This window comes from Pedobacter frigoris (assembly GCF_005116445.1).
Taxonomy (GTDB): Bacteria; Bacteroidota; Bacteroidia; order Sphingobacteriales; family Sphingobacteriaceae; genus Pedobacter; species Pedobacter frigoris.
The window spans coordinates 45,847-70,274 of the sequence record NZ_SWBQ01000003.1; the positions used below are offsets into that span (position 1 = coordinate 45,847).

30 protein-coding genes are annotated in these 24,428 nt (G+C 33.6%); 4 read left to right on the top strand and 26 right to left on the bottom strand.

What is annotated here, in order from left to right:
- Positions 1–142: 142 nt before the first annotated feature.
- The 11 genes from FA047_RS10905 to FA047_RS10955 form a co-directional block, all read right to left on the bottom strand.
- Positions 143–547, bottom strand: coding sequence for a hypothetical protein (locus tag FA047_RS10905; RefSeq protein WP_205943295.1), 405 nt, complete (start codon positions 545–547; stop codon positions 143–145).
- 120 nt (positions 548–667) lie between these two features.
- A complete protein-coding gene (locus FA047_RS10910) occupies positions 668–1,069 on the bottom strand; it encodes an anthrone oxygenase family protein (RefSeq protein WP_205943296.1) in 402 nt (133 codons plus the stop codon).
- Between the two features lie 6 nt (positions 1,070–1,075).
- Complete coding sequence (locus FA047_RS10915) at positions 1,076–1,702, bottom strand: NAD(P)-dependent oxidoreductase (RefSeq protein ID WP_136836112.1); 627 nt, start codon at positions 1,700–1,702, stop codon at positions 1,076–1,078.
- Positions 1,703–1,780: 78 nt separating this feature from the next.
- Complete coding sequence (locus FA047_RS10920) at positions 1,781–2,551, bottom strand: helix-turn-helix domain-containing protein (RefSeq protein WP_136836113.1); 771 nt, start codon at positions 2,549–2,551, stop codon at positions 1,781–1,783.
- A gap of 93 nt (positions 2,552–2,644) precedes the next feature.
- Positions 2,645–3,433, bottom strand: a complete 789-nt coding sequence (locus FA047_RS10925) for an alpha/beta fold hydrolase (RefSeq protein ID WP_136836114.1) — start codon at positions 3,431–3,433, stop codon at positions 2,645–2,647.
- Between the two features lie 22 nt (positions 3,434–3,455).
- The gene (locus FA047_RS20665) at positions 3,456–3,713 is read right to left on the bottom strand and encodes a hypothetical protein (RefSeq protein WP_205943297.1); all 258 of its coding nucleotides are present in this window, start codon (positions 3,711–3,713) and stop codon (positions 3,456–3,458) included.
- Positions 3,679–4,269 carry a hypothetical protein gene (locus FA047_RS10935; RefSeq protein WP_136836115.1) on the bottom strand — a complete coding sequence of 197 codons (591 nt, stop codon included), beginning with the start codon at positions 4,267–4,269 and terminating at the stop codon, positions 3,679–3,681. The genes FA047_RS20665 and FA047_RS10935 overlap by 35 nt, the downstream gene beginning before the upstream one ends.
- Positions 4,270–4,540: 271 nt before the next feature.
- Positions 4,541–5,116: a VOC family protein gene (locus FA047_RS20820; protein WP_225872704.1), complete on the bottom strand. Its 576-nt coding sequence runs from the start codon at positions 5,114–5,116 to the stop codon at positions 4,541–4,543.
- Positions 5,117–5,204: 88 nt separating this feature from the next.
- On the bottom strand, positions 5,205–6,623 hold the full coding sequence (locus FA047_RS10945; RefSeq protein WP_136836116.1) for a nuclear transport factor 2 family protein: 1,419 nt from the start codon (positions 6,621–6,623) through the stop codon (positions 5,205–5,207).
- A gap of 87 nt (positions 6,624–6,710) precedes the next feature.
- Positions 6,711–7,610: an AraC family transcriptional regulator gene (locus FA047_RS10950; RefSeq protein ID WP_136836117.1), complete on the bottom strand. Its 900-nt coding sequence runs from the start codon at positions 7,608–7,610 to the stop codon at positions 6,711–6,713.
- 208 nt (positions 7,611–7,818) lie between these two features.
- Complete coding sequence (locus FA047_RS10955) at positions 7,819–8,166, bottom strand: nuclear transport factor 2 family protein (protein ID WP_136836118.1); 348 nt, start codon at positions 8,164–8,166, stop codon at positions 7,819–7,821.
- A 444-nt stretch (positions 8,167–8,610) separates the two neighbouring features.
- On the opposite strand from FA047_RS10955, the gene FA047_RS10960 reads away from it, so the two are divergent.
- Positions 8,611–8,937, top strand: a complete 327-nt coding sequence (locus FA047_RS10960) for a hypothetical protein (protein WP_136836119.1) — start codon at positions 8,611–8,613, stop codon at positions 8,935–8,937.
- 91 nt (positions 8,938–9,028) lie between these two features.
- Here the strand turns inward: FA047_RS10960 and FA047_RS10965 are convergent, their stop codons facing one another.
- The 6 genes from FA047_RS10965 to FA047_RS10985 all read right to left on the bottom strand — a co-directional run bounded on the left by FA047_RS10965 (position 9,029) and on the right by FA047_RS10985 (position 13,301).
- Positions 9,029–9,529 (bottom strand): hypothetical protein, encoded by a 501-nt coding sequence (locus FA047_RS10965; RefSeq protein ID WP_136836120.1) that lies wholly within the window; start codon positions 9,527–9,529, stop codon positions 9,029–9,031.
- Between the two features lie 33 nt (positions 9,530–9,562).
- Positions 9,563–11,377 carry a WG repeat-containing protein gene (locus tag FA047_RS10970; protein ID WP_136836121.1) on the bottom strand — a complete coding sequence of 605 codons (1,815 nt, stop codon included), beginning with the start codon at positions 11,375–11,377 and terminating at the stop codon, positions 9,563–9,565.
- Between the two features lie 198 nt (positions 11,378–11,575).
- A complete protein-coding gene (locus tag FA047_RS10975; protein WP_136836122.1) occupies positions 11,576–11,998 on the bottom strand; it encodes a DUF1761 domain-containing protein in 423 nt (140 codons plus the stop codon).
- A 7-nt stretch (positions 11,999–12,005) separates the two neighbouring features.
- Positions 12,006–12,419: a DUF6157 family protein gene (locus FA047_RS10980; protein ID WP_136836123.1), complete on the bottom strand. Its 414-nt coding sequence runs from the start codon at positions 12,417–12,419 to the stop codon at positions 12,006–12,008.
- 182 nt (positions 12,420–12,601) lie between these two features.
- Positions 12,602–12,763, bottom strand: coding sequence for a hypothetical protein (locus FA047_RS20490; protein ID WP_169304387.1), 162 nt, complete (start codon positions 12,761–12,763; stop codon positions 12,602–12,604).
- Positions 12,764–12,911: 148 nt separating this feature from the next.
- Positions 12,912–13,301 (bottom strand): GNAT family N-acetyltransferase, encoded by a 390-nt coding sequence (locus tag FA047_RS10985; RefSeq protein WP_225872705.1) that lies wholly within the window; start codon positions 13,299–13,301, stop codon positions 12,912–12,914.
- A 256-nt stretch (positions 13,302–13,557) separates the two neighbouring features.
- On the opposite strand from FA047_RS10985, the gene FA047_RS10990 reads away from it, so the two are divergent.
- The 3 genes from FA047_RS10990 (at position 13,558) to FA047_RS11000 (ending at position 14,812) form a co-directional block, all read left to right on the top strand.
- Positions 13,558–13,869, top strand: coding sequence for a helix-turn-helix domain-containing protein (locus tag FA047_RS10990; protein WP_136836124.1), 312 nt, complete (start codon positions 13,558–13,560; stop codon positions 13,867–13,869).
- Positions 13,850–14,149 carry a helix-turn-helix domain-containing protein gene (locus FA047_RS10995; protein ID WP_136836125.1) on the top strand — a complete coding sequence of 100 codons (300 nt, stop codon included), beginning with the start codon at positions 13,850–13,852 and terminating at the stop codon, positions 14,147–14,149. The genes FA047_RS10990 and FA047_RS10995 overlap by 20 nt, the downstream gene beginning before the upstream one ends.
- 270 nt (positions 14,150–14,419) lie before the next feature.
- Positions 14,420–14,812 carry a response regulator transcription factor gene (locus FA047_RS11000; protein ID WP_136836126.1) on the top strand — a complete coding sequence of 131 codons (393 nt, stop codon included), beginning with the start codon at positions 14,420–14,422 and terminating at the stop codon, positions 14,810–14,812.
- Positions 14,813–14,841: 29 nt separating this feature from the next.
- Here the strand turns inward: FA047_RS11000 and FA047_RS11005 are convergent, their stop codons facing one another.
- The 9 genes from FA047_RS11005 to FA047_RS11045 all read right to left on the bottom strand — a co-directional run bounded on the left by FA047_RS11005 (position 14,842) and on the right by FA047_RS11045 (position 24,372).
- Entirely contained in the window at positions 14,842–16,836 is a 1,995-nt protein-coding gene (locus tag FA047_RS11005) for an ATP-binding protein (RefSeq protein WP_136836127.1), read from the bottom strand.
- A 146-nt stretch (positions 16,837–16,982) separates the two neighbouring features.
- Positions 16,983–17,975, bottom strand: a complete 993-nt coding sequence (locus FA047_RS11010) for a hypothetical protein (protein ID WP_136836128.1) — start codon at positions 17,973–17,975, stop codon at positions 16,983–16,985.
- 336 nt (positions 17,976–18,311) lie between these two features.
- Entirely contained in the window at positions 18,312–18,788 is a 477-nt protein-coding gene (locus FA047_RS11015; protein ID WP_136836129.1) for a DUF1281 family ferredoxin-like fold protein, read from the bottom strand.
- 51 nt (positions 18,789–18,839) lie between these two features.
- Positions 18,840–19,913 (bottom strand): DUF932 domain-containing protein, encoded by a 1,074-nt coding sequence (locus tag FA047_RS11020; protein WP_136836130.1) that lies wholly within the window; start codon positions 19,911–19,913, stop codon positions 18,840–18,842.
- Between the two features lie 43 nt (positions 19,914–19,956).
- Positions 19,957–20,322 carry a single-stranded DNA-binding protein gene (locus tag FA047_RS11025; RefSeq protein ID WP_136836131.1) on the bottom strand — a complete coding sequence of 122 codons (366 nt, stop codon included), beginning with the start codon at positions 20,320–20,322 and terminating at the stop codon, positions 19,957–19,959.
- A gap of 575 nt (positions 20,323–20,897) precedes the next feature.
- On the bottom strand, positions 20,898–22,148 hold the full coding sequence (locus FA047_RS11030) for a site-specific integrase (RefSeq protein WP_136836132.1): 1,251 nt from the start codon (positions 22,146–22,148) through the stop codon (positions 20,898–20,900).
- A 321-nt stretch (positions 22,149–22,469) separates the two neighbouring features.
- A complete protein-coding gene (locus FA047_RS11035; protein ID WP_136836133.1) occupies positions 22,470–22,844 on the bottom strand; it encodes a hypothetical protein in 375 nt (124 codons plus the stop codon).
- A gap of 65 nt (positions 22,845–22,909) precedes the next feature.
- Positions 22,910–23,782, bottom strand: coding sequence for a TonB-dependent receptor plug domain-containing protein (locus FA047_RS20825; RefSeq protein WP_225872706.1), 873 nt, complete (start codon positions 23,780–23,782; stop codon positions 22,910–22,912).
- Between the two features lie 11 nt (positions 23,783–23,793).
- Complete coding sequence (locus FA047_RS11045; RefSeq protein ID WP_136836134.1) at positions 23,794–24,372, bottom strand: GNAT family N-acetyltransferase; 579 nt, start codon at positions 24,370–24,372, stop codon at positions 23,794–23,796.
- Between the last annotated feature and the right edge of the window lie 56 nt (positions 24,373–24,428).

The window sequence follows — 24,428 nt, forward strand, 5'->3', positions numbered from 1 at the left end:
TCAATTTTTTATTCATTTTATAAATTAATGTTTTTAAAACAATAAGAAACCTCTAGCTCGTGTTTTCTTTTAGAGAGAAACTTGGTTTCCTATATAATTAGTGAAATGCGTTTGTCAATTCGGTCTTATTAGAAGAATTATTTTAGTGTTTTAATAAAGTAGGCAATAAAAATAAAATAGTTCCTATTAAAAAAATAAATGTCAAAATATGTATTTTATAATGATTTGCTTTTAAGAAAATGAACTGTTGTATTGTCCGAATTAGCCAAAATATAGATGTTCCTATTAGAAACCAATTTCCTAATTTGGTTGTCAAAAGTTCTGTTGGAAAAATAAAACAAATCGTTGCCGTAAATATAAAATAGTAACTAATTTGAATGTTTAAAATTTGCATTATTCCTCTATTTGCAAAACTTAATTTTTTCAACTCGCTGTTCCACTGAAACATTTTCCAAAACCCAAAGTGGAAAAGTGCAAATGCAATATTATAAAGTCCACAAATAACTATTATTGTTTCCATTTTGTCAATATTTACGGTGTTTTTCATAGCATTACTGCTAAAATTATCAGCAGTAGTTCTTTGTCATTTAGTTTTTTGAATGCAGGCCAAAATTACAAAAAGTAAACTCAATATTGATGATAGTGTTCTTATGTTGTTCCAAAAATTTCATCTGTTTTCAAAGGTGTTTCTCATTTGTGTTATAGTTATTTCTGTTGCATTTGCAAGGTCAAAATTGTCAAGTTTATTGTTTAATGGAACATTAACTAAAATGGTAACCAAAAAAACACCTATCGTATAAATTAAAAATGCACATAGCAAAAAAGAAAAAAATGTATTGCTTTTGTAGTAAAAAGTAGAAAAGCAAAGCATTATCAAACTACCAAAAAAACAAATAAAAAACAGAGGATTTTGTACTTCTCTATTAATGTTTCGCATTGCATTTAGGAATTCTTTGTTTCCCAATTTTCCTAATCCCAAACTCACCGAAACGGAGTAAGAGAAGAAGAAACCAGCCATTAAAGCAGTAAAAATTGCCGTTGAAATAAGTGTAAGGTCTGTGAATTTCATTGTCTATTAATTGGAGATGCTCACTGCTTTTTTTGTAAATTGAGATGTTGCAATTTGTTGTAACATAAAATCAGCAACATCTGCCCGAGAGATTTTTAATTTGAGTTTTTTGAAATTCCCATCAAACCCAATTTTATATTGCTTCGTAATATCGCCATCTGTCAATGCACTTGGTCTCACGATGGTATAATCTAAATTACAGTTTAAAATATATCGTTCTTGCAATTGATGGTCTCGGAATGCCTTTTTTAGCAACATTCCAAACATGATGTGTTTCCAAATAAAATTTAAGTTTCCATAGCTTTCGCCCATTCCTAATGTGGTTTGGCAAATCAATCTTTTTGGTCCTGATTTATGCATTGCTTCTATTATATTTTTTGTTCCCAAAGCTCTTATTTTTCCTACATTGCCATCGCCCAATGCACACAAAACCACCTCTTGATTTTTTAAAGCATTTTCCACATCCACAATATTCAATACGTCTCCTTTGCAAATCTTTAAATTGGGGTTATTGGTATTTTGCATTTTTTCTGGATGGCGAACAAAGGCTGTAACGTCATAGCCATTTTCTACTGCGTGTTTTACAAGTTCTTTTCCAACGGTGCCTGTTGCACCAAAAATAATTAGTTTCATTTCGTATCATTTTTTAAATTAATGATACAAAGGTGCGATGGGTAAATTTTAAAAAATAGAACAAAAACGACAATTAGATTATCTGCTGAAATTCTTTGGTGTTTTACCAGTAAAGGCTTTGAATACTTTGATGAAATGAGATTGGTCAGCAAATCCATTCTCATAAACAATGTCTGTCATTTTGGTATAATCCTTTATGGATAATTGTTTTAGCGAAGCTTGAAATTGTATAATTTTTGCAAACTGTTTGGGTGGAAGTCCCGTTTCTTTTAAAAATCTTCGTTCAAAAGTTCGCAAATTGAGATTTTGTTTTTCTGCAATGGCTCTAATATTTTCCTGTCCTTTTGCAGCCATAATTTCTACAATAATTTTTCGTATTTCTAAATCCAGATTTTGTTTTTTATTTTCAAAATAATGTAAAAGCAAATTGGAAATAAGGTCAATCTTTTCATTCAAAGTTTTGCAAGAAATCAATTGCAGATTAAGCTTCGAAATCTCGCCATCTGTGTTGTCTAAATAGTAGCAATTGTCATTAATGCTCTGTGGAAGCACATCAAAAAAAGTTCGTAGCACAAATGGATACAGCTGAAAAATGATGATGAGGTATGTCCCTGAAATTTCTATCACAATTGGATTAATAGTTTGTCCGTAAAGAAATATTTCGGGCATTTTTCTATCGTGTGGTTTCACAATCAATCCATTTTCGGTTTGCTGAAACATCAATCCCGGAAATCCATCTGCAAAAAATGGTAAACTGGTTTTTGCATCTTTCTCTTCACTTTCAAACACCCAAATATTCTTCACAAAAAGCGAAACAGATTTGTCGGGAATGATGCTTTGAAAATTCATTTTGTCGTGATTTCGAGGGTTTGTAGAATGTACAAATGTCTCATAAAAATACGAAGTTGCCATATTACCAAGCCGATTTTAACTACCATTTTTTTATTTTTCAGCAGTTAATTCTTCTATTACTTCGCTCAATATTGTATTAAATTCGTCTGGTTTTTCCAGCATTGGATAATGTCCTGTGCCAGTAATTACGTTATAATTATAGTTTTTAAAATATTTTCGATTGTTGTCTATTTCTGTGGGCTGTGCATCAGAATTAATTGCTCTTATGGGAATGTCTATGTGTTTTGCTATTTTTCTAATATCCATTTCATATAAAGGTTTAAGAGCATTTATTGCTAATTCAGCATCATTTTGAATAAATTCGTTTTGAAGCTGATTTTTTATAATTGCAGGAGTTTCTTCCACAAAAAGATATTGAGGTAGAATATGCTCCACCGCTGATTTGAAATCTTTACGATAATTACTAAACATAAACTGTTCGGCTTGCTCTGGAGTAAAATCTTGGTCTAAATCTTTTAAAGTATCTACTAAAATGATAGCTTTTACTTTAGGAAAATTAAGGGATGCTTCAAGCACATATGCTCCAGACATTGAATGACCAACAAGTATAATTTCGGGCGTGTTAATTTCATTTATAACCGTTTTTATATCGTCTGCGTATTGCTCGCCAGTCCAATTCTGTCTTGTTTTATCCGATTTTCCGTGACCACCTAAATCAATTTTAACAATGTTATACTTTTCCTTTAAGAAAGCCTCTTGACTGTTCCACCAATTTATATTTCCGAGCCAACCGTGCACAAAAACTATGGAAGTATTTCCTTCCCCTGTTTCTGTATAGTGAATATTTACGTTGTCTGTAGATGAAATATATTTTTTCATTGATTGGTCTTTTTTGATTTATTTAATTGCTGGTCTTTAAAATGGTGGCTAACGGTTTTTTGTTTACTAAATTCGTAAAAGCATTAATAAAATAGTCTAACCTTTTGTGTGTTTCAATGTCTGTAATACTTCCTTGTTCATCAAATTTACCTTTCACGCCTTGAATTAGTAAAGTTGTTTCATCTGTAAATTTAGCCATAACAGTTTTCATAATTAACTGCAATTCTTCGTGTCCTTTTTCCAGATTAACCACGCTTTTCCCAGAAACCTTTTTCGTCAAGAATTTTTAAATAGCTGTTATATGGTTCGGTAGGGTGATAAAGTTGATACAGCTCATCGGTTATCGCTGTGATAAGGTTAAAGAAAATTGAAAATTCTTCTTTTGAGTTATAAAGCCCACCCCACTCATTCAATATCCAATTTAACATTTTTCCATCCCGAGCAATGATCGAAAATTCTAGGTAAGGAAAATCAATATCTGTTTTTTTGTAATAGTCGAGCTGTATTCCTCCCAATAACCCTATTTCTCTTACAGGAACCCTAATGGAGTGTATTTCCGAAAACAAAACAGAACCGAAACAGGAACTGGTAATGCCTTCATTACTTAGCGAAACAATTTCTGCCGACCGTCTTTCGGAGGCCATTTTAAACAGCCTGTAAATGGCCATTAACATTAATGGGAAAGAGATCAGTAATAGCCAGGTCGGGAAAAGTTGATGCGGATGCACAAATAAAATAATGGCTGTTAGTGAAATAGTCAGCAACGTGGCAAAAAACCAAAACAGAATAGTTGATGTTTTCTTGCTGTTATTAAAATGGAAGCGATAGGTATCCATATCTACAAAATTAAATAATATTTAATAACTCCTAACTTTTTTGCTTGATCCCTTTTGCAATTGGTGTATTTACCGCTCATATGGCTCATAAATAATATAGTCATTTTTATAATGCATTAGCAATGTGCATATTAACGATTATAATGCTTTGGGCGGATAAAAATTTCAGGATATTGTTATAAGGTTTAATGAATTATTCATCTGAACCAAATTTTTTTTTGAAAGCTCAATTTTAAGGTGAAGATTAAATGCCTGTTGGCATTTCGTTGTTTTATTCAGATATTATTAAGTAATAGTTGTCTAAGTCTCTTAATGTAAATTGGTTTTTAAGCGAATTTTCATTGTAATGAATTTCTCTTTCAATGTTTGCGTTTAGTTTTTTAGCATTTTTAAATATCTGGTCTAGATTATCAACTCGAAAGAATAAAATCAATCCGTTTCCAATCTCTTTTTCTGGGTTTTCCATAGTCGGATGTTCGTGTTCTCCCCATTTATGAAGACACAAAATAACGACGCTTTCATTTGTTAGAATTTCGAAAGTTTCTCCTCCGTGTTCGCTCTTGCAACCTAATAAGTTTTGATAAAATTCAGAACTTTCAGGAATGTTCTTTACTGCTATTATTGTTTCGGTTCTTATCATTATGTTTGTTTTTGAGAGGTCGGCTCTACAATGACCACTAGCGATTGAGTATTGCCGAAGGCGGGGATTTTTAGCACCGAACTTCAATAGAAATCTAAGATCCGCCGAAGGTAAATACCAAATCAAATATATCAAAAAAGTTTGATAGAAGCCGTTCAGCCCCGCTTTTGGCAATACCTTGTTATCGGCTGCCCTTTTCTCTGTCACGCAAAAATATTTTTCAAAAAATTTTGAGGCGTCAAAAAGGGTCTTGTCTTACAACAAAACCCTTTTCGTAAAATAATTTCTATATTTACTACAGCTGTTTTCTAAACCATTTTACAGCATCATTTGTAGCATCTGTCGTAAAAGGTTCTTGGTCGTAAAAGTCAAACTGACTGGCTTTGTCTACCCAAATAATGTTCTTTGGTCCGTTAAGGTTTTTGTAAAATTCTTCTGCACCCATTGGAACTGCTGCCGATTGACTGTGAACTAGCTGAACAGGAATATTTATTTTGCTTGCATATTGTATTGGGTCAAACTGTAACCAACCTTTCCACGCCATTACCGCAAACTGGTTTCCCCATTCTTTTATTGCTCCTCTTTTCGGGTTAAGATAATAGTCGAAGTCTCCAAACATTGCAGCTTCCTTATCAGTTGTGCTACTTGCCGGAACATATTCTATTTTGCCGTTTTGTGCAAACGCTGTTTTGGCATTTTCCGACTTTTTGATTTTTTCATTAACTCCATCAGCTCCTCCATAAATTAGTTTTACAATTTCGGCATTATGAAGCCACGGTGCTACAAAATTTACTGCTTTCAAATCTGCACCATTTGCTAATGCTAATGCCATATAACCTGAACTTGCACAAATGGCTAAACCTCCAACATTTTCTTTGTCAATAAAGGAAAGTGTTTGCAAATAATTAGTTGCATTTAAAATGTCTTGTGCTTTCATTTCAGGAACTTCATAATTACGAGGTTGTCCTTCACTTTCTCCATAGTTGCGAAAATCGAAAGTTAATGCTACAAAACCTTGTTCTGCCAATTTAACGGCATACAAATCTGGCATTTGTTCTTTTACAGTTGTCCAACTTCCTGTTACAATAATTCCTTTATAAGTTTTTGTTTCAGAAAATTCTGCGGGCAGATGAAGATTGCCTTTTAATATAAGTCCTTCACTAATAAACTTAACTTTGCGAATTGATTTGGATTTCATTATTTCAATAGCTTTTGCAGGAAGATTTGTATTACCGCTTTGTTTTGTAAAATTTAATTTATGTTTCGTTATAAACCAATTATTATTTGTATTTGAAAGTTCTGTATCGTATGTTCCTTCAACTGTCCAAACATCATTTCCTATAAAGTGGTCGGCTTTTCCGTTGTAATGAACGGTTGCTGTATTTCCGTTCTGTGTTACCTGAAAATTAGAAAGTTGATGACGTGTCTTATCAAAACCTGGAAGAAATGCTGCCCAATTTTCAGCTATTTGTTTTGCTGTTTTAATTGATGAAGCTTCGCCCGTCATAGAAGAAAAGTCAAGCAAAACACTTTCTTTCATTGCATTTTCAACTTTTGTCCAATTGTGTTCGTCTGCACCATTAAACAGATTTGTAACTGTTTGAATAATTTTTTCTTGTTCCATTTTATTTGAATTTTTAGTTATTGAATTGGTTTGACTAATTGCATTTAATCCACTAAGGAATATAACTGCTGTTGTGATTATCTTTTTCATTGTACTTTGTTTTCTTAATTAACAATACAAAGATGCAACCACGTAAAAAATTAGTAGTAACGCAATTCAAAGCAAGAATGACAAAATTCAAAGAATGGGATTTACCCGATATTGCTGAGGTGTAAATCCTGTTAGTTTTTTAAAAAATGAATTAAAATGAGTGGGTTCTACAAAGTGAAGTTTAAAGGAAATTTCCTTTGCAGAAAGGTCGGTTTGACGAAGCATAGACTTTGCCAAAGCAATCAATTGATTTTGAATAATGCTTGTGGTTGTCTTTCCTGTAATCCTTTTTACAATTGCATTCAAATGATTAGGATGCACATTTAGTTTATCTGCATAAAATGAAGCTTGTCGAATTTCAGGATTAATATCTTCATTTGTCATTAAGGTTTCAATTAAAGATTGAAAACGAGAAAGCAATAGAATATCGGCTGTTCGATTGTCTTGATTTCCTTCACTATTTAACGGTAAGTTGTCAAAGCAACGTTTCGTAATCAAAAGCAAAAGTTGTGTGTAAGACTGAATGAAAAGAAACTTGTCTTTGTTTTCAGAATGGTATTCTTCAAAAATCTGTTGAAAGAGATTATTTACAAAATTTGCATCTTCCGTTTGTAAATTCATAGGCAAAGCTTTGTCGAGCCTGAAAAAAGGAAAGTCAATAATAAAGTTTTTCCAACTTGGATTTAATTCCAAAAATGCTTTGTCAAAAATGATATACCAACCTTTCCAATCAGGTTTTATGTCCCACGTTATGATTTGGTAAGGTGAATTAAAGAACAAATTGCTGTCGAGAAATTTACCGTTTACTTCTTTATTATCGCCCGAATTTCTTAATGCAAGTGCATAAAATTCGTGTCTGAAAGGTGGTTGTTTTGCATTCACCGTTTTCATATTATCCTCAAACTTCCGTATGTCAAAAAACGAATGTTTAGGATTTGGAATATTGATTTCCTTGCAATAGTCTTGTATGGTGGTAATGTTTTTCAAACGATTGCAAATTTATAAAATTGTGTCAAACAGTAGCAAACTTTCGATAGGCTATTTCAGTTAGCAATTGTGTCGTTAGGGTTGTCACTAACGTTTTGGGCTTTGCGTTCGGGCGGGAAATCGAAGCACAAAAGCCGATATTATTACTAAAGTTCAATTGAAGAACTGCTGTTTAAAAAATTTGCAATTACTTTCTGAATTTTGTTTTTCATTTTGATTGGATACAATATGAAGTAATACTTTGGATTTGATTGGTGTCATCAAACTCGTATATATCACAAGCTGAAACAAATGAAATTCGTTTTTTGTCTCTTAAAAATTCGGCAGTTCCACTAATAACTACCTTATTTCCTTCAGCAATAATGTTCAGCGTTTTGAAGTCAGTAATTACTGATTGAAAATAATTTCCGACTTGTTCACAATTATCAATGATTGCTTGCCTACCTATAAAAGTGTCTTCTTCGACAACCGTCCAAACTGCGTTTTCCGAAATGAACTTGTTAGTCTTTTCAAATTCTCCGTTTGAGAAAGCTTTTGCTATTTCTGTCTTTGTCATATTTGTCAATATTATGTTTTATGCTTTTGTCGTTCCTTACAATGACTGCTAAATGTTTTGGGGGTTATGCCGGTCGGGAAATTGAAGCACAAAAGTCTATGTCATTACTAAAAGTCAATTGAAAAACTACTGTTGATTTTGCAGTTAACCCGCCTGGTGCAAAAGCCTTTGTAAGTTTACTTGCTAATCATTAAAATTAGTGTTTTTGGCGAATAAACAGCTATGAAACTCCTTTTTCTTATCTTTAAAACCAGTTTTGCTATGCATTCAGGCTATAATCACAATAAGTTCCACTATTATTACTAATCCGTAACTCATCATATAATTGATCAACTGATCTTATTTTTCATTGCGTTATAGATATGGTAGCCAAAATATTGCTAAAGTAAATGGAAAGCCTAAATGATTAAAATGTATGTGTGTGGCATTAATTACTAAACTAAAATGAACAATTTAAAACTGGAATATCTAGCAAAAGGAAATTTAACTAATTCTCTTGAACTTGCAGATCTATTAGGCAAAGAATGGGAGGAAGAAATGATACGCTACGCTTATGATGTAGTGATTAAATTATTGTTAGAAAAATACAAATCAAAAATTGTAGATAGTATAATAGGAATAGAAGGAAAAACTACATTAACACTAGTAGATAACCAATATTATCTGTTTGAAAATATTGACATTTGGACGCACGAAGTTTACGCTACCGATGAATTGATGTCATTAATTGTAAACGAAATAAATAAAATGCTAAAGCAATCTAATTTTTAGCAATATAAGCTTTAATTTTTTTCTGGATTTCCTTACTAAAATAATAGTAACCCTACTCGCCATTTTGCAAAACCGTTTTAGCTACAGTTTTTTATTCACCCCAAATATGGACTATTTTAAAGTTTTGAGTTCCGTTTTCAACAATTAGAAAACCATTTTTTTTAATTTTGGTTTCATTTCCAGATTGTATTTTGGTTTGTTCAGTTGAGAAAATATATAGCTTTGCATTATTCGTTGGTAAATTAGTAATAATTTTATTGCCTATTATTTTTATCGCAACTTTGTCAAGTTTGTTTAATTCGTCTTTTGGAATTCGTCTGTTATTAATTTCAATACTATCAACTAAAACCCAATCATTTTCATTTGCATAATTGAAAAAGTCATTTTTTTTTAATTTTCCATTTAGATTAATCCAGTCAATTTCACTTCTTCCACTGAATAAGCCTCCAGAAATTGATTTTTTATCAATTAAATCAGCATGAAAATTTTTCCAAAATTCTGATGATGAATTCTTTGAACAGTTGTTTAAAATCAGCATCAATAAAATCACTGAAAACACAATCTTTAAAATATTTATTTTTTTAATTTTCAATTATATACGAATTAAATAAAAAGTTAAAACGATCTAATTTTTAGCGATATATGTTTCAATTTTCTTCTGGATTTCATTGCTGAAATAATAGTAACCGTACTCGCCGTTTGCCTCTACATAATCTTTCAGGTGCAATTTGTCTGCCAACTCAATTCCTTCTTTTTCAATAAGATACACATCATCGCCAAAAAAACCATAGCCAATACCGCTGTATGAAATTACGGGTATTATTTCATCAAATTCTACTTTAGTTATTTCCTGCCCGGTCAAATCTATAACACCCCATTTGTTTTGTTCCTGTACAGCAAAAAATTCTTTACTTAATGCTTTAACGTCCTGATATTTAACAGCACAAATCCAGGTTTCGAAATTTGCTATCAAAAAATAAAGTCCGCATAAATTATCTTTTACTATTTTATAAATGTAATAGCGCCCTGACTCTTCTCCCGCATGTATATTTTTAAAAAACACATTTGGCAATACGTCTAAAATTGTCGTTATCTCTGTAATTTCATCATATTCAAAATCCAAAACCAATCCATTTTTACTATGATACAAGCCTAGTTTTTTATTTTTTCTGATGATTAGAAAATTAGTTTCGTTTACTATAACTTTCTCAAAATTATCTACTAAAACTTCGCCCGTATTTGCCAACAGCAAATTTGTCTTTTGATACTTATGGTGATTTACTAAATAATGAATTGGCAGCGAACTATTGTCTAAAATTGGAGATATAAATTTGGTTGAAAATTTGCCCAAAAACTTAAAACTATCAGAATAAATCCATTTAGCACCTGTTCCATTTTCTTTTACATAGTACATTTCATCCCATCGTTCTCCTTCAAATTCGTTATCAAAATCGAATGGGAGAATTAAAGTGTCGTCAAAATTTATAACGCCAAATTTACCATTTAACTTTGCACTATAAAAGGATCCAGGCGACCCGATCGGTGACAAATTCTCATATTTAGCAGGCAATTTTATTTTACCATCTGCGGTAATTAAACCATATTTTTCATTTTGTTTAATAATAGCATAATCTCCTTCAAAATCGTAAGCATCATCATACACTAAAGGAATAACAATTTCACCTTTTTTGTTGATGTGTCCGTATTTACCAGCTTTGGAAACTACAGCTAAAGTTCCGTACTCAAAACCATAGAATTCATCAAAAAAAGGTTTCATCAAAAGATCGCCATTAGCAGATTTTAACCCCCAAAGTTTATTTTCTTCATAAATTTCAACGTCGTTATATTGGCTGCTATCTTCTTCATCCAAATCGAAAATATGACCTAAACCGAAATTATAGTCGGGATAGTTTAACAGCTCTTTAAAACTGTTAAACCCTAAAGTTGCCCCTCTGTCAAAATATTTAAAATCTAGAAAGGATATATCGTCATTTTCTATGGCCTTATTAATTGCATCATTGTTTTGTTGAATGTTAGCCAATAATTGTTTTGCCTGACTTTCATGCCCCTCGTCATTCATATTAAAAACATCCCAAGCATCTACATGAAAATAGGGGTGTTTAAGTTTTATTAAATAAGCAAATAATTTTTCTTTAGTACTGAGGAAAGCATCTACATTGTCTATCAATTCATCTTGGTGTTGTTCTATAAAATTGTAGAAAAGTTGAATTTGTGACAAACCGGATTTTGCCTCGAAATATATTCCATAATTTTCGGGCTCGGTATGGGTATTGTAAATATTACCTGCAATAAAGGCATCACCAAAAAGTAAAGGCTGTAAAAGCAATGGAACTTCGTAACCCCATTCTACAAACATAATATCTGTTTTTTGGGCTTCAGCTACTTTCTTAGCATTGTATATATAAACTCTATGTGACATTAAATTAATCTATAATTTTGAAATGAAAATATAAAACTTTGCAAATTAATGCATTGTTTTATTGCTGTGAAGGTTTCGGGGTAATCGAAGCACAAATCTTCAATTTTGCACAAAAGTTTAATCGAAGAACTGAACTTGAATTTAGCACTTCAGCCGACATATTGCCAAACCGATGTTACAGTTTGGCTTTTTTGTCGTCTATGTTGATATTGCGTAAATTATTAGCGTCATAATAGTTATTCCCAATGCTTGCGCTGTCCCTGTGATTGCTCCAAATACTAATGGCTTTTTCATTGTCGGAATAGTTGCTGTCGTAAATACAATTGCAGTTGCAAAACCTACACCTGTCAAAAGTCCAAGCGTCAATGCGTTTGAGAAAGAATTTACGTTTGTTAGTTTTAGTAAAATTGCAATTACAACTGTCGTAACGAAACAAGAAATTAAAGGAACTACATAATAAATATTTGTTTCCTTCCAATTTGCAGGTCTATCAAAACCCATTGCTTGTTCCCATTTTTTACCGAAAGCAAATTGTCTGTGCCAAATGCCACAAAATGCACAATATGCAATTGTCCCAATTGCGACTGCTAACCAATTTATGTCTGTAAGCGAAATATTCACAGCGTTTTTATTTACTTGATTTCATTGCTTTAACGATTTTCAATGATTTGTCTTTTGAAAGTTTTTTATACTCGGCACTTTCAGCACCAAAGATTGCCATTTTTCCGTCCTTGTCGTTATGAACTCCCCAACCATAACGCTTTGTCAATGGTGAAGCTCTAAAACAAGGTTGTCCTTTTGAAAAGAATAGCTCTCTGGCTTCTTTATATTCACTTTTTGTCAGGTCGTTACGGTCTGCATATACTTGGAATAAAATGTCGTCCGATGTGAATTTGTATGGGTTCTTTTTTACCATTTCAAACTGAATATTTGCTACCGTTTTTGTGTCCAATTTTACTGGTGGTATTTCTCCGCTTGTCGCTGGACAATCGTCTGCGATTTCTATAAAAGTGTCTATGTAATTTGTTGTATGTATTTTCATTTTGTCAAATGTTTATAGTTTACTGTGTCGTCTTTTAAGCTGACCGCTAACGTTTTGCAGCTTGGCGAAGTGGCGGAAATCGAAGCACAAATGTTCAGTTTTGCACAAAAGTTCAATCGAAGAACTGCCGTTGAATTTAGCACTGAACCCGCCATTTTGCCAAACTGCTGTTAGCGGCTGCCTTATTGGTTCTTATTTTTGTTTTTTCCTAATATTCCTGCAACTATACAAAGAAATCCTATGCTTATTCCAACCCATTTTAAATTATCTTTAAAAAGTACGATACTGAAAAATAATGCTATGCAACCTGCAATTAAAAGAAAAGATGAAATTTGTTTACTCATTGTTTGTTTATTTAGTTAATACTTAATTTTCGTTTCATCATAATGTCCGTTTGTTCGTCTTCTCCAAGTTTGAAAATATGCTTGTCAAACTCTACGAAACCATTTTTTTTGTAGAAATTTATTGCTCTCGGATTTTTTTCCCAAACTCCTAACCAAACATAGTCCGTTTTTTATGATTTGCTATTTCAATTGCTTTGTCATATAAAATTTGTCCAACTTTTTTTCCTTGAAATTCTTTGAGAACATAAATTCTTTCAATTTCAAGAGCTTTTTCTTCTTTTAGTTCGGTTTGTGATTGTCCGAAGTTGAGTTTTAAATATCCAATTATTTTTTCGTCAATTTTCGCAAAATAAAATTCTGCATTTTTGTCACTCAGTTCAGTTTTTATTTTGTCAGCCGAAAAACCATTTTCCAAGTAACTTTTCATATTTTCTTCGGTGTTACTTTCAGAAAATGTTTCGTAAAAAGTTTGTCGACCAATTTGTTGTAATTGGTCAATGTCATTTATTGTTATTTTTTTAATGTCAATATTCTCCATTTTGTCTTTGTTGAGTAGTGTTCTGTCAAGGTTGCCGCTAACTTGTTTATATGCGAAACAAACTTTCGCATATCACCCAAAATCAAATGGATGGGCGAAGGTTTGTTTCGTTTTATTTTCAAATCTACAAAATAAATTCCTTTCAAATTACTGTTTCAAAGCCAAATACCGCCTTTCAAAGCCAACGGCTACAATCTTTCCTAATCCTGCAATAAGCCTTTATAAATTCGACTTCCACATAAAAATGAAGCATGCTATGGAAGTTATCGCAATACAAAAATCCGCATTGGATAGAATGAATAATGAGTTAAAAGCACTTTTGCAACTGACCAAAAATGCTATGGGAAAATATATTCTGATTTTCAAAGCAGAAAAGTGGCTCGATAATCAGGAAATCTGTTTAATGATGAATATTACCAAACGGACTTTACAAACTTATAAAGACAAAGGCTTACTGTCATATTCAAAACTGAACCGCAAGAATTATTACAAACTCTCGGACGTACAGGCTTTACTCGAAGCCGGACATCCGTACAATACCAATGACAATGGATCTACTGACGAATGAAACCGAAGAAATCATCGCCCATCAGGAAATGATAACGCAATTGAGAAGCTATATAGAAGCCATATTGAAAAACTACCGTCCTGTAATGAATGGCGAAATTTACTTGTCGGGCGAAGAGATGTGCAAACTGCTCCATATCAGTAAAAGGACGTTACAGCAATATCGTGATGATAATATCCTTCCATTTATACAAATTGGTGGCAGGATAATTTATAAGGAAAGTGATATTCTAACTGTCTTGGAACAGAACTATATAGCCAAAGGCAAACATTGTTTATAATAAATTTTCTTCTAGCTATGCTTCTATCAGAACGACTTTAGTATCTTTGCTATCTAAAATATAGAAATACTTAAAGTGTTTTTGCTTTAAGTCCCACATTGAAAACTGGTAATTTTTAAGACAACGGGACAAATAAGTAGGAACGCTCACGTGATAGGCGTGGGCGCTCGCTTATTCGTTGTCGGGTATACCAGTGCCTCAATGTCGGTAAGTGTAGTTGCCTGCGCTTTATTTTTTTTGCAGGGCTACATCAACCTAAAAAGGTATGATATGAAAACTGTTACTGCTCAACAAAAAACCACCCTTGCCTTTATCAATGATAAAAGCCCGATTTTAGATTTGATTTGCAACGAACTTCTTGTTTCAGAAATAGAAATTCTGTTTCGTTCGGAAAACATTGAGGATGGACTAATTAAATTATCCGCATTAAAAAAACTTCCCGAAATCTGCTTTATAGACCTTGATTTTTACGACAAGAGTATATTATCACAACTTCAAAAATTAAAAGCACAATATCCAACCATAAAACTAATTGCTCATAGTGATATTGATAATGAAAAAGTTGGCAAGGCTATTTTGAAAATTGGGTTCGAAAATTATCTTTTGGTTGGTAGCGATAGATGCGATTTTAAAAAAGCTATTGAGAAAGTTTGCAATGGCTGATTAAAATGTAAGTCCTCCTTTTGAAACTGTTATTCCAGATGTAGTTTTTTGAAGAAAATTTTATTTCTAAGGGTAGCATCATCCATCATTTTTTTGAAACTTATAACCTCAATGTACATATTGTAACCTCTTAAAAAGCCGAAATAACCTTCGTCATCTGGGCTTTTGGTCAAAGAATGTAGTTCTTCTGCAAACTCTCTTATTTTAGAGGTCAAATCACAAATAACGTAAGCATAAACTGGAGTGAAGTCGTTGACTTTAATTTTTTCAAGTCCTTCAGGCATTTCGTATTTTCCAGCCCGAATATCTTTTACATATTTTCCAATTTGCATAATTGGGTCATCATCAGTTTTATAAGCATCTCTTTTGGGACGTTTAAACTCAAAAATAGTAAGTGGGTTACTATAATTATTATCTCCGCTTCTGAAAGATTGTTTTTTGTCAAAAACAACCAGATCAGGTTCTCCTAAAGCATCTTTTTTTGTTGATATTTTCTTGTCTGATGCTACATATTCTGAAAAAATCAATCGTTCATCTAACAACCATAAATTGTGTTCTTGATAATCGCAATTTTCAGAAGTTTTACCCATCGGGAAAATCAGATTATGAATATCTTTTTCCAATTCTCCTTTTCCGTCTTCCTTTCGCTTTAATAATTGGCGGAATGCATCTAAAACAATTTTTCTGTTAAAAACATAATGAGCTAAATCGCTTTTTCCTATTTCTGAAATTTTCGAGATAGCTTCAGCCATTTGTCCGTTATGAGAAACTTCAGGATCTGCCAAAAGAATTTTAAGTTCAGCTCTGGTTTTTTGTTCTTTTCTAAATTTGACCTCTTGCAAAGCAAGTTCTATATTTTCATCTTTTAGATGATAAGGAATTGAAGACATATCTAATTCATTCAGATATGGTTTATGCCAAGGAGCTAATTCATTGACATAATTTCTAATCTGTTCACTTTTTTTCTGAACACGTACCTGAACATCTTCTCCAAATGCTTCTTTCGATATTTCGCTTGCTTTCCTTTCCAAATCTGCTTGTCCGAAGGGGAAGTACATATCTTTGGTGTCTTTTGGAAAATCAAAGGTTTCTCTCTCCAGCGATACATTATTATCCAAATAATCTCCTAAAATATAAGTCTTAATGATATAATTCCTTTTAACATTATTCTCATCCTCTTCAAAAAACTCATCTTCAAACTCAGGGATATATTTATGTAAAGGTGTATCTGTAACCTCTCGATTATGACCAGCTAAACTAACCTTACTTTTTTGGTTTCCAGGATAATAAATTTTGAAAACTTTTGCAACAAAATCATACTTCTGTTGCTTATCGTCTTCAAGAATAAAATCTTTACTTTTCCATAGTTTTATTTCATTAATTTCAGTAAGAAAATCGTTTAAAACAATGGAATGGTTTCCCTCTGCTTCCTTTAAAATAATAGTTGGAGGAGTGAAAGTGTCATTAATGAAATAAATTAATATTTTATCAAGAATTCTTCGAGCTATTGTTTCTATTTGCTTGTCAAAATTCTGTCCAGATTTGATGTTTTCAAGTGTAACACAGCTGTAAGTATCAACAGCTTTACTCAACTCAATTTTTTCATCAACAATTATCTCATATTCTCTCCCAAAACGGAAATAACGAGAATTTAATGTTTCACTACTATCTTTAAAAACACTGTTTACATAGACATTGTTAAAATACTTAACGTACATAAACCTGCCAAAACCTTTTCCACCAATAGATTTTTTGTATTCACTATAAAATGTATCGAAACTATCTCTATTTTCTTGTGTAAAGCCAATACCATTATCTCTTATTTCAATTGTTTTTACGCTTGGAATGGAATTGTCAATTTCGAGGACTTTTTCCCTGTGTAGAATTATTTCAATTTTGCCATTTTCAATTTTCTTCAAAACAATTGACTGAATAGAATTTACAATGGCTTCAATAATAGGAGTGTAAATATTTGATTTACTGCGAATGTTGTCAATAGTTCCTTGTATATTAATTCTACTCATTATGGGTTTTCAGTTTGTTTTAGTGGTAGCAGTAAAAACTTGATAGCTTCTCGGATTTTTTTCTTTGAATAAAGAGATATTACTTTTTGTAAATTTATAAAAAAACTAGATGGCAATTGTATTGACTATCAAAAAAGCTAAAGTATTTAGCTTTCGTCAATAATAGAGGTAATCATATTATCTTTTAAAGTGAAACTAATCTGTCCATATTTTTGAAAAGGTTGTTTTTCAGTATCAGTAGAAACAGGAAAATATTTTACACCAATAGTTACATAAGGCAATTTAAAACTCCACGATGACCTGATTTTAAAATCCTTACCGCTTAATTCTTGTTCAGAAGAACTAAGATATTCTTTGAAGTTTGAAATTCCTTGGGTTTCAAAAATAGTTTTCCAATCTTTTCGTTTCTCAAAAATTAGATTTTCATCAAGATTTTTCAGAATATTACTTTCATCAGAATTATTACAAGCATTTATAAAATCACGAATAATTTTTCGGGGTATCTTTTGAACTGCTCTGATTTCCTTCTTTTTATTTTCAAGATAGATGCTAAAATCGCTTTCTACAACATCAGCTATTTTATGAAAACCCCATTGGAAAGCATCTTGAGGAGATTTATAAAGCTTATCCGGTAAAATTTCAGCATTACTACTTTCATTATTTGTTTTAAAATCATCTAGTAGTAAAAAGCCTTTTTCATCAGTTGCCTTGTTAATGCCATCCACAATATTGATAAAGTAATACTGTTCTTTATCTTCAAACAAAACTTTTATTTTAGGATTGAATTTTTCAGGCTTATTTGCCGAGGTTTTCACAAGATATTTTGTTTCATCTAAAGGGTTTTCAAGCCGTCTTCCCCAACCGTCCGTAGATAACTCAGACTGGTATCGGGATATTTGAATTCTAATTTCTTTTCGTCCTTTTTCCAGATCTGTGGTAAATTCATATCCCGGAAAACTATTGAGAATTGCTGTATCCAATTCCCATTCTTCATAATCGCTTGTAAAATTTATTTGATAACTAAATTCATATTCCCGAATGTAAACTGGAAATTGAAACTGGTTTTCGATAATTGTCTGCTCTATTAAAGCAATATCAGACTTCCTATTTATTGTTATTGAAATTTGAGTTTCTATCATTAATTTGTTTATTGGTAATTATTGGCAAACTTCAAATTTAATCAATTAGAAATTATCTGGTATGGGCAGAAGAAACAAATCCAATCTCTATTAGCGACTTTCTTTTGCTTCTTTTCTTTGGTCGCTTATGTGGAAAGAAAAGAAGTTTTCCAAAAACAACAAAAGGGATAATGAATATCCCTCACAAAAAAAACCGCAACCTGTTTGATAAAATGGCGAAGCTTACATTTTTATCAAAGTGGTTGCATCAATTTAAAATGCGAAAAGACGTTTCCGACCAACGGAAGGAATTGTCTTTTTCGCTGCCCAACTTTTCAATCGGGAAAATTCTAAATGTTATTTTTTTGAAATTTTTCGTTCCAACAAAGTTTCCAGAATTTCGTAATCACTTTCGTAGGTTTCTCCCTCAAAATGATAGCTGTCGATACTTTCATCAAAATGATAGTTTTCAAAATCTTCATCTTCCAAATAAACATCTGTGACAATCCCGTCAGAAAATGTTGCCCTGCCATATACCATATTGCCCAGCTCTTCATAATCCTGTATGAAATTCACTTTATAGTGTTCTGCTATTTTTTGAATAATTTCAACATTGGGCGACCATTTTGTTTCGTATTGAAAATTACCTTCATCGCCTTCATTCCAATAAATATTGAAGAACCAACCTCCGTTTATATCGGGGATAAAATCGGGTAATTGCCCTTGTTCCTCCGTTTCTTCTTTGCTTTTCATCATTTGGAAAAGCTGTTGTATCTGTTTGATTGCTTCGGGTTTTCCCTCGAAAACAACCATATTATTGCACCAATTTGCCATATCTTTTGATTTTAGTAGGCTAGCACCGATTAAGGCGGTAGCCTGTTGTTATTAATTAAGGTTTAGGATTTCCACACCTTCCAAAGCAAATGCGGTACACAATTCAAATGCTTTCTGTGATTTCAGTTGGGCAGTACCACCCAATACAATGCTCTGCAATTTGGCTTCATCGTTTTTGTAACTTCTTACATTCTGATAGTAGCCTGTAACAGCGTTGTACGCTCCGAACAATGTGCCTTTGGTCGTGTCCATTTGCTGTGTATCACTTATCATTGCATAAGCAAAAGCATCTTCAACGGTATTTTTAAAAAGGGTTGATATTTCATCTTCTGCACCTTTTTTCAGCAAATCAAAGGTTTCCTTGTTCGGGCAAAGTGCCAATTGGATTAGCTTTTTTACTTCTCTGTCTGATACCTTTACTTTTGCCCAATCGTTGAAAATTCCCTCTAATTGATTGCTCAATGTGTTCGCCAATCCCATAATCTTGTGAGCATTCTCAATACGCCCTTTTGCCCCCGATGTGTGTTTAATGCGGACTACATTCGTCATATTGCGCAATGAAGCGTTCAGCGTGTTTTGGCATACGATACGGATAGGCGTAAATGCAGCTGTGATGCTTCCGCTACCATCGTGCGAAGTGGTTAAGAAGATATACTTTTCCGTCACATCATCGCCATTACCTACACGGATATAGTCGGGCAATTTAGCTGTAATAAAAATGCGTTCTCCGTTGCCCAATGCTCCTGCGGTTTCGTACAGAATACCTTCGCCACCACCTACAATGGCATCAAAGAAATTAAAGGCTTCACGGTTTTGTACGATGTGATAATCTTTACCAACTACGCCTAATACCGCATTGTTATCGGTGCGAATGTTGGCGAAATAATTAGGTACTTCCAATTCACTGCTGCCTATCTCGATACCCTTTGCAGTTTCGATAATTCCCGAACCTTTAGTGAAAATTGGGGATTTTACGACTTCATAGTCTAATCCTGCATATTTGATAGCTTCTTCGCTTGTTGGGAATTGTTCTACGATTTGCCCCAAACCGTGCCACGCTTTTTGTTGTACGCTAAAAAATGAATAACGTCCTGTTCTCTCGTTGAAATTAATGTTGTGTGCCATAATGGTAAAATTTTGATGTTAAAAAATAATTGAAAACTCGTTGTTAAAATGGTAGGTCATCTGTTGTTCCTTGTGCAGTAGCTTGTACGGTTTCGGTTTTCCTGCCACTTCCGTGAAGTTTGATTTGTGAGGTATGAAAGTTTAACCCAGAATGTGCTTCTCCGTCTTTGCCTATCCACGCTCTTGTCCTTACTCTGCCTGTGAGTTCTACCAACTTGCCTTTTGTGAGTAGTGTGGCTACCTTTGCAGAAATCCAATAGGCACAATCAAAATAGGTTGTTTGCTCTATGCGGTCGCCTTGCTTGTTTTTGTAGCTCTCGTTGGTTGCTACAGAAAAATTCACTACCTGTTTTTCATTCGACAATGTGCGTACTTCCGCATCTTTTGTCAGTCTTCCGATGATGTTCATAATCGTTTTGTTTTAAAAATTTCACATATTGTTACGTTCACTTTTCTCGTTTCCTGCTTCCCTTGGTGGTTTGTTCCGCTTCGCTTCTCAAATAATTTTTCCAAAAGAAAAACCGGAAAAAAGAAAGCAGATAATTTTAGCGGGCTATGCGAAAAACCAAAAGGAAACGGAATAAGTCCCGAAGGGTGGCAAGGCAACGCACTACAACTCGGCGAAGCCATCATCTTGACTTGCCATTATGCCGTAGTCTTTTGGTTGGAAAGTGCGGTGGCAGTCCGCTTTACCTTAGCTGCCTTTTTACCGGTTGCTTATGGAAAATCATTTTCTAATAATTTGTTTTTTGGAATAAATACCAGGCTATAAAAGCCTGTGACAGAGATTTGAGAAATGAAATAAGCGAAGGGCTGAGAAAGGGGATTAAATTTTTCAATATTCTGTTCCCGAAGAAGCCATAAAGCTCTTTTACAGCGTTGGGATTTGTAGAGGAAAGTAAATGTGCTTTAGCTTTTAAAATGATAGCTACAAAAAAAGCAGAACCGTTAAGTTCTGCTCAGCTAAGAAGTAATAAAAGTTAATCACATTGTCACACAAAAAGCTTCTTCCATAGCCTGAAATTTTGGAGCAACTAAATCCATATCCTTACTTATTTTTTGACTTGTGATTTTGGCATAAATCTGTGTGGTAGCAATATTTTTATGCCCCATCATTTTGCTAAGACTTTCAAGTGGTACGCCTTCGGTCAAAAACATTGTCCCGAAAGTATGCCTTGCCGTGTGAAAAGTTACTTTTTGTTCTGTAACAATGTCTAATTCATGAACAAGTTTGTCTATATGACTATTACAAATTTTATTAGTTGGAACGGGAAAAATAAAATCATTTCGGGTAGTACCTTTATATTTTTCAATAATACGTTTGGGTATTTCCATAAGCCTAACATTAGAAGCAACATCAGATTTTTGTCTTCGGCTTATAATCCAGTCATGGCCGTCGAAAAAGGATTGAATGTTAGTACTTTTAAGTTGTTTAATATCTATGTAAGACAGCCCTGTAAAACAGCTGAATACAAAAAGATCTTTTACAAGTTCATAATTTTGTTTTGAAGGATTGTGTAATAAAAGGGATTCGACGTGTTCTTTAAGTAAATAGCTACGGTCATTTTCCTTCATAGAGATTTCATAATCTTCGAAAGGATTTTTTCTTATGAGGCTACTTTTCACTGCTATTTCTGCAACACGATAGAGTGGCATCGTATATACCCAAACAGTATTATGGGTGCACTTTTTGTCTATTCTAAGGAAGAAATCAAATTCTCTGATAAAATCATACGTCAATTCCCTGAACGCCATATCATCACGATGATACCTATTTTTGATAAATTCAGTAACGTGGTTATAGACAATTTTGTACTTGTAGTAGGTACTTTCGGAGCGTTCTCCTTGTGCTACCATTTTCTCAAAGTCCTCATTGTTTTTTTTAAATACTTTCAGCAAGGAATCTTCCATTACACCAACACCGAGAAATGCAAGTTTCAGCTTTTGTGCTGTTACAAATCCCTCGTGTTTCAGCATATCTTCATAAAGGGTATCGATACGTGCCCGTATATTATCTAATTTTTGGTTAATACCTAGTGCTTTTGCACTCTTTCCTTCAACTCTTCCATACTTTAAATCCCAATTATTTGGATTGATTTCTAACTTTGTCCCCAAAGTCTTAGGTGTCCCATCAATAGTAATACGTGCCATAATTGGGGCATTACCGTTTTTTTTCGGCTCATTCTTTTTCAGGTAGAAAAGTAATTTGAACGTAGATTTTTTTGTCTGCTCCATAACTCAAATGTTTAATGTTAAAATTAAATTGTATTGAGTTACAAGGGAATATGAAAAGAAGCGCAAAACACTGAAATATATACAGTTAAGCTATTTAGTTACCTTTGTCAATTGGTAATGAATTAGTAACCTAACTTTGTTTTTTCAAGCCCAAAACCTATCAGACACCGAGTTCCAAATTAAGACTACTGCTTTATAAAACATTGTATAGCAACGGTTTTAATCGTTTTGCTTATTTTTGCTTTTTAATAATCTTTTTATCTAAAAAAAGAGCCTGATCAATTTAATGATCAGGCTCTTTTAGTATTACTGTTGATTAAACTATCTGGTACAATCTGCTGTCCAGGTAGCTCCGTCTTTTACAACAAGCATTTTTAAAGTACTGGCGTTGATGGTAATACCCGTAAACCCGGACCCAACACTTACATAAGAATTGTCATCTTTTTTCTCGAATTTAATTCCGGTAAGGTCTGGTATATTATTACCAAAGTAAAAACTGTACTTATCATCAATTTTACTCACAGTAATTTTCCCATCTGAGCTGTTAATCGTTGTACCATCTTTTTTGTATGAAACTGTTCCTTTATACGTTCCTACAAAAAGATCTTTGTCTGCCGGATCTGTATCCTTTTTGCAAGACACCATAACTACTGTTGCTATCAAAAGCATGCCTAAAAATTGAATTGATTTTTTCATAATATAGATTTAATGTATTCGATTAAAGGCAAAGGTCATGCCATTACGCGCTTATCACCAGAAATCTATTTCTTTTTCGAAAAATCTATCTTCTTCGCATAATCTTTCTTGATCCCTATAAGTATCACTCCATTTGCGGCCTTAGAGCCATAAAGTGCTGTTGCCTCGGCACCTTTCAACACATCAACTTTTTCGATCCAATCAGGAGGAATTTCCTTCATTTTTGCAGCGTCTATTGTACAGCTCTTCTTGCCGGCGTAGATCAGATACATAGGTTCCTGGTTTAAGAATGCTGAGGATATACCACCTAATATAATCCTGCCTGGCTCGCTCAAAAGTTTAACTTCCATACCATCTTTCAGAGGAAGCTCTACTCTGGAATAACCTGTCAGGTAAAAGGAAAAAGGGGTTTCCAAATTTTCCGCAGTGCTTAGCTCAAATTTACCACTATCATCTGTCAGCGCCAGCACATTTTCAAAACCTGCCTGCCTGACCTTCACTCCTTTCAAAGGTTTGCCTGTTATGTTGTCCAGTACCCTGCCTCTGATAGTGTCTGCCGCTAAAGAAGGGCTCGTCATCTGCTCGACATAAGCTGAAGGTAAAGCACCTGTTTGATTGCGCTGTTCCACCAATGGCCTTAGCTCATTTGCCTGTGCCGGGGTATACAGTATGGTACCCACTGCCAGCGGCAATAACCATTGCCAGCTTGGTTTTGATGGTGGCGACAACAGTTCACGGTTAAGTTGGTCTGACAACAAGCGCCCGCAGACATTGTCTTTCTTGTTTGTGAAAAATCGGATCAGCTCTGCGTCAGATTTGCCGGTAAGGTCCACTATATGTTTTTCGCAGCTGTCGCAATAACGACCAGAGCCGGGCTGCAGCATGTCATCCCAGTGCTTTGAACAGGGATTGGTCAATATCAATTGTAGCTTTTTCAATTTCTAAGGTTTTAACTAAGATGCAGTAATGTACCCATTTCCATATTCAACAAGCCATAAATCTCACTATCGAGGAACTTCCCATCAAAATAATAATCTTCTCTGAAATAGGCTTCCTTAATAAAACCATGTTTAAGCAATAATTGTCTGGAAGCATCATTTGCAGGATTTATGTTTGCACACATGGAATGCAAGCCCATAGTATTAAAACCGAAGTCGATTACTGCGGTCAAAGCTTCGGAAAGAATGCCCTGTCTCCAATAATCGGGATGCAGCATATAACCAATCTCTGCCCTATGATTCGCGAGATCTGTTCGCCAATAACCGAGGTTACCAATCATCTGTTCAGGGTTTTCTTTGAGGGTGATTGCCCAGATCATGTTCATACCTCTATGAAAATTCTCGTTGATGCTTTTAATCACTGCTTCAGAATCAGACACTTCCCTGGGGCGCGGCCGGTCAATGTAACGCATAACTTCAGTGTTCGTTCTAAGACCGAACAATGCCGGTGCATCTGAAAGCGACTGTTCTCTCAGCAGCAAACGGCTAGTTGTGATATCGGGAAGATCATGTAAGTTGAGTTCGAGCATATAATAAGTAGTGATTTGTAAAAATATCAATTTTCTTGAACTCCGCGCTGTCTGTA

Excerpts from the sequence above, each read along its gene's own strand:
- FA047_RS11000 (WP_136836126.1), top strand. The coding sequence starts at position 14,420 with ATGAAAACTGTTACTGCTCAACAAAAAACCACCCTTGCCTTTATCAAT.
- FA047_RS11030 (WP_136836132.1), bottom strand. The coding sequence starts at position 22,148 with ATGGAGCAGACAAAAAAATCTACGTTCAAATTACTTTTCTACCTGAAA.
- FA047_RS11035 (WP_136836133.1), bottom strand. The coding sequence starts at position 22,844 with ATGAAAAAATCAATTCAATTTTTAGGCATGCTTTTGATAGCAACAGTA.
- FA047_RS11005 (WP_136836127.1), bottom strand. The coding sequence starts at position 16,836 with ATGAGTAGAATTAATATACAAGGAACTATTGACAACATTCGCAGTAAA.
- FA047_RS10995 (WP_136836125.1), top strand. The coding sequence starts at position 13,850 with ATGGATCTACTGACGAATGAAACCGAAGAAATCATCGCCCATCAGGAA.
- FA047_RS10910 (WP_205943296.1), bottom strand. The coding sequence starts at position 1,069 with ATGAAATTCACAGACCTTACACTTATTTCAACGGCAATTTTTACTGCT.
- FA047_RS10970 (WP_136836121.1), bottom strand. The coding sequence starts at position 11,377 with ATGTCACATAGAGTTTATATATACAATGCTAAGAAAGTAGCTGAAGCC.
- FA047_RS10960 (WP_136836119.1), top strand. The coding sequence starts at position 8,611 with ATGAACAATTTAAAACTGGAATATCTAGCAAAAGGAAATTTAACTAAT.
- FA047_RS11010 (WP_136836128.1), bottom strand. The coding sequence starts at position 17,975 with ATGATAGAAACTCAAATTTCAATAACAATAAATAGGAAGTCTGATATT.
- FA047_RS10915 (WP_136836112.1), bottom strand. The coding sequence starts at position 1,702 with ATGAAACTAATTATTTTTGGTGCAACAGGCACCGTTGGAAAAGAACTT.
- FA047_RS10925 (WP_136836114.1), bottom strand. The coding sequence starts at position 3,433 with ATGAAAAAATATATTTCATCTACAGACAACGTAAATATTCACTATACA.
- FA047_RS11045 (WP_136836134.1), bottom strand. The coding sequence starts at position 24,372 with ATGCTCGAACTCAACTTACATGATCTTCCCGATATCACAACTAGCCGT.
- FA047_RS10990 (WP_136836124.1), top strand. The coding sequence starts at position 13,558 with ATGGAAGTTATCGCAATACAAAAATCCGCATTGGATAGAATGAATAAT.
- FA047_RS10945 (WP_136836116.1), bottom strand. The coding sequence starts at position 6,623 with ATGAAAAAGATAATCACAACAGCAGTTATATTCCTTAGTGGATTAAAT.
- FA047_RS10935 (WP_136836115.1), bottom strand. The coding sequence starts at position 4,269 with ATGGATACCTATCGCTTCCATTTTAATAACAGCAAGAAAACATCAACT.
- FA047_RS11025 (WP_136836131.1), bottom strand. The coding sequence starts at position 20,322 with ATGAACATCATCGGAAGACTGACAAAAGATGCGGAAGTACGCACATTG.
- FA047_RS11015 (WP_136836129.1), bottom strand. The coding sequence starts at position 18,788 with ATGGCAAATTGGTGCAATAATATGGTTGTTTTCGAGGGAAAACCCGAA.
- FA047_RS10980 (WP_136836123.1), bottom strand. The coding sequence starts at position 12,419 with ATGAAAATACATACAACAAATTACATAGACACTTTTATAGAAATCGCA.
- FA047_RS11020 (WP_136836130.1), bottom strand. The coding sequence starts at position 19,913 with ATGGCACACAACATTAATTTCAACGAGAGAACAGGACGTTATTCATTT.
- FA047_RS10985 (WP_225872705.1), bottom strand. The coding sequence starts at position 13,301 with ATGGAGAATATTGACATTAAAAAAATAACAATAAATGACATTGACCAA.
- FA047_RS10955 (WP_136836118.1), bottom strand. The coding sequence starts at position 8,166 with ATGACAAAGACAGAAATAGCAAAAGCTTTCTCAAACGGAGAATTTGAA.
- FA047_RS10905 (WP_205943295.1), bottom strand. The coding sequence starts at position 547 with ATGAAAAACACCGTAAATATTGACAAAATGGAAACAATAATAGTTATT.
- FA047_RS20490 (WP_169304387.1), bottom strand. The coding sequence starts at position 12,763 with ATGAGTAAACAAATTTCATCTTTTCTTTTAATTGCAGGTTGCATAGCA.
- FA047_RS10920 (WP_136836113.1), bottom strand. The coding sequence starts at position 2,551 with ATGAATTTTCAAAGCATCATTCCCGACAAATCTGTTTCGCTTTTTGTG.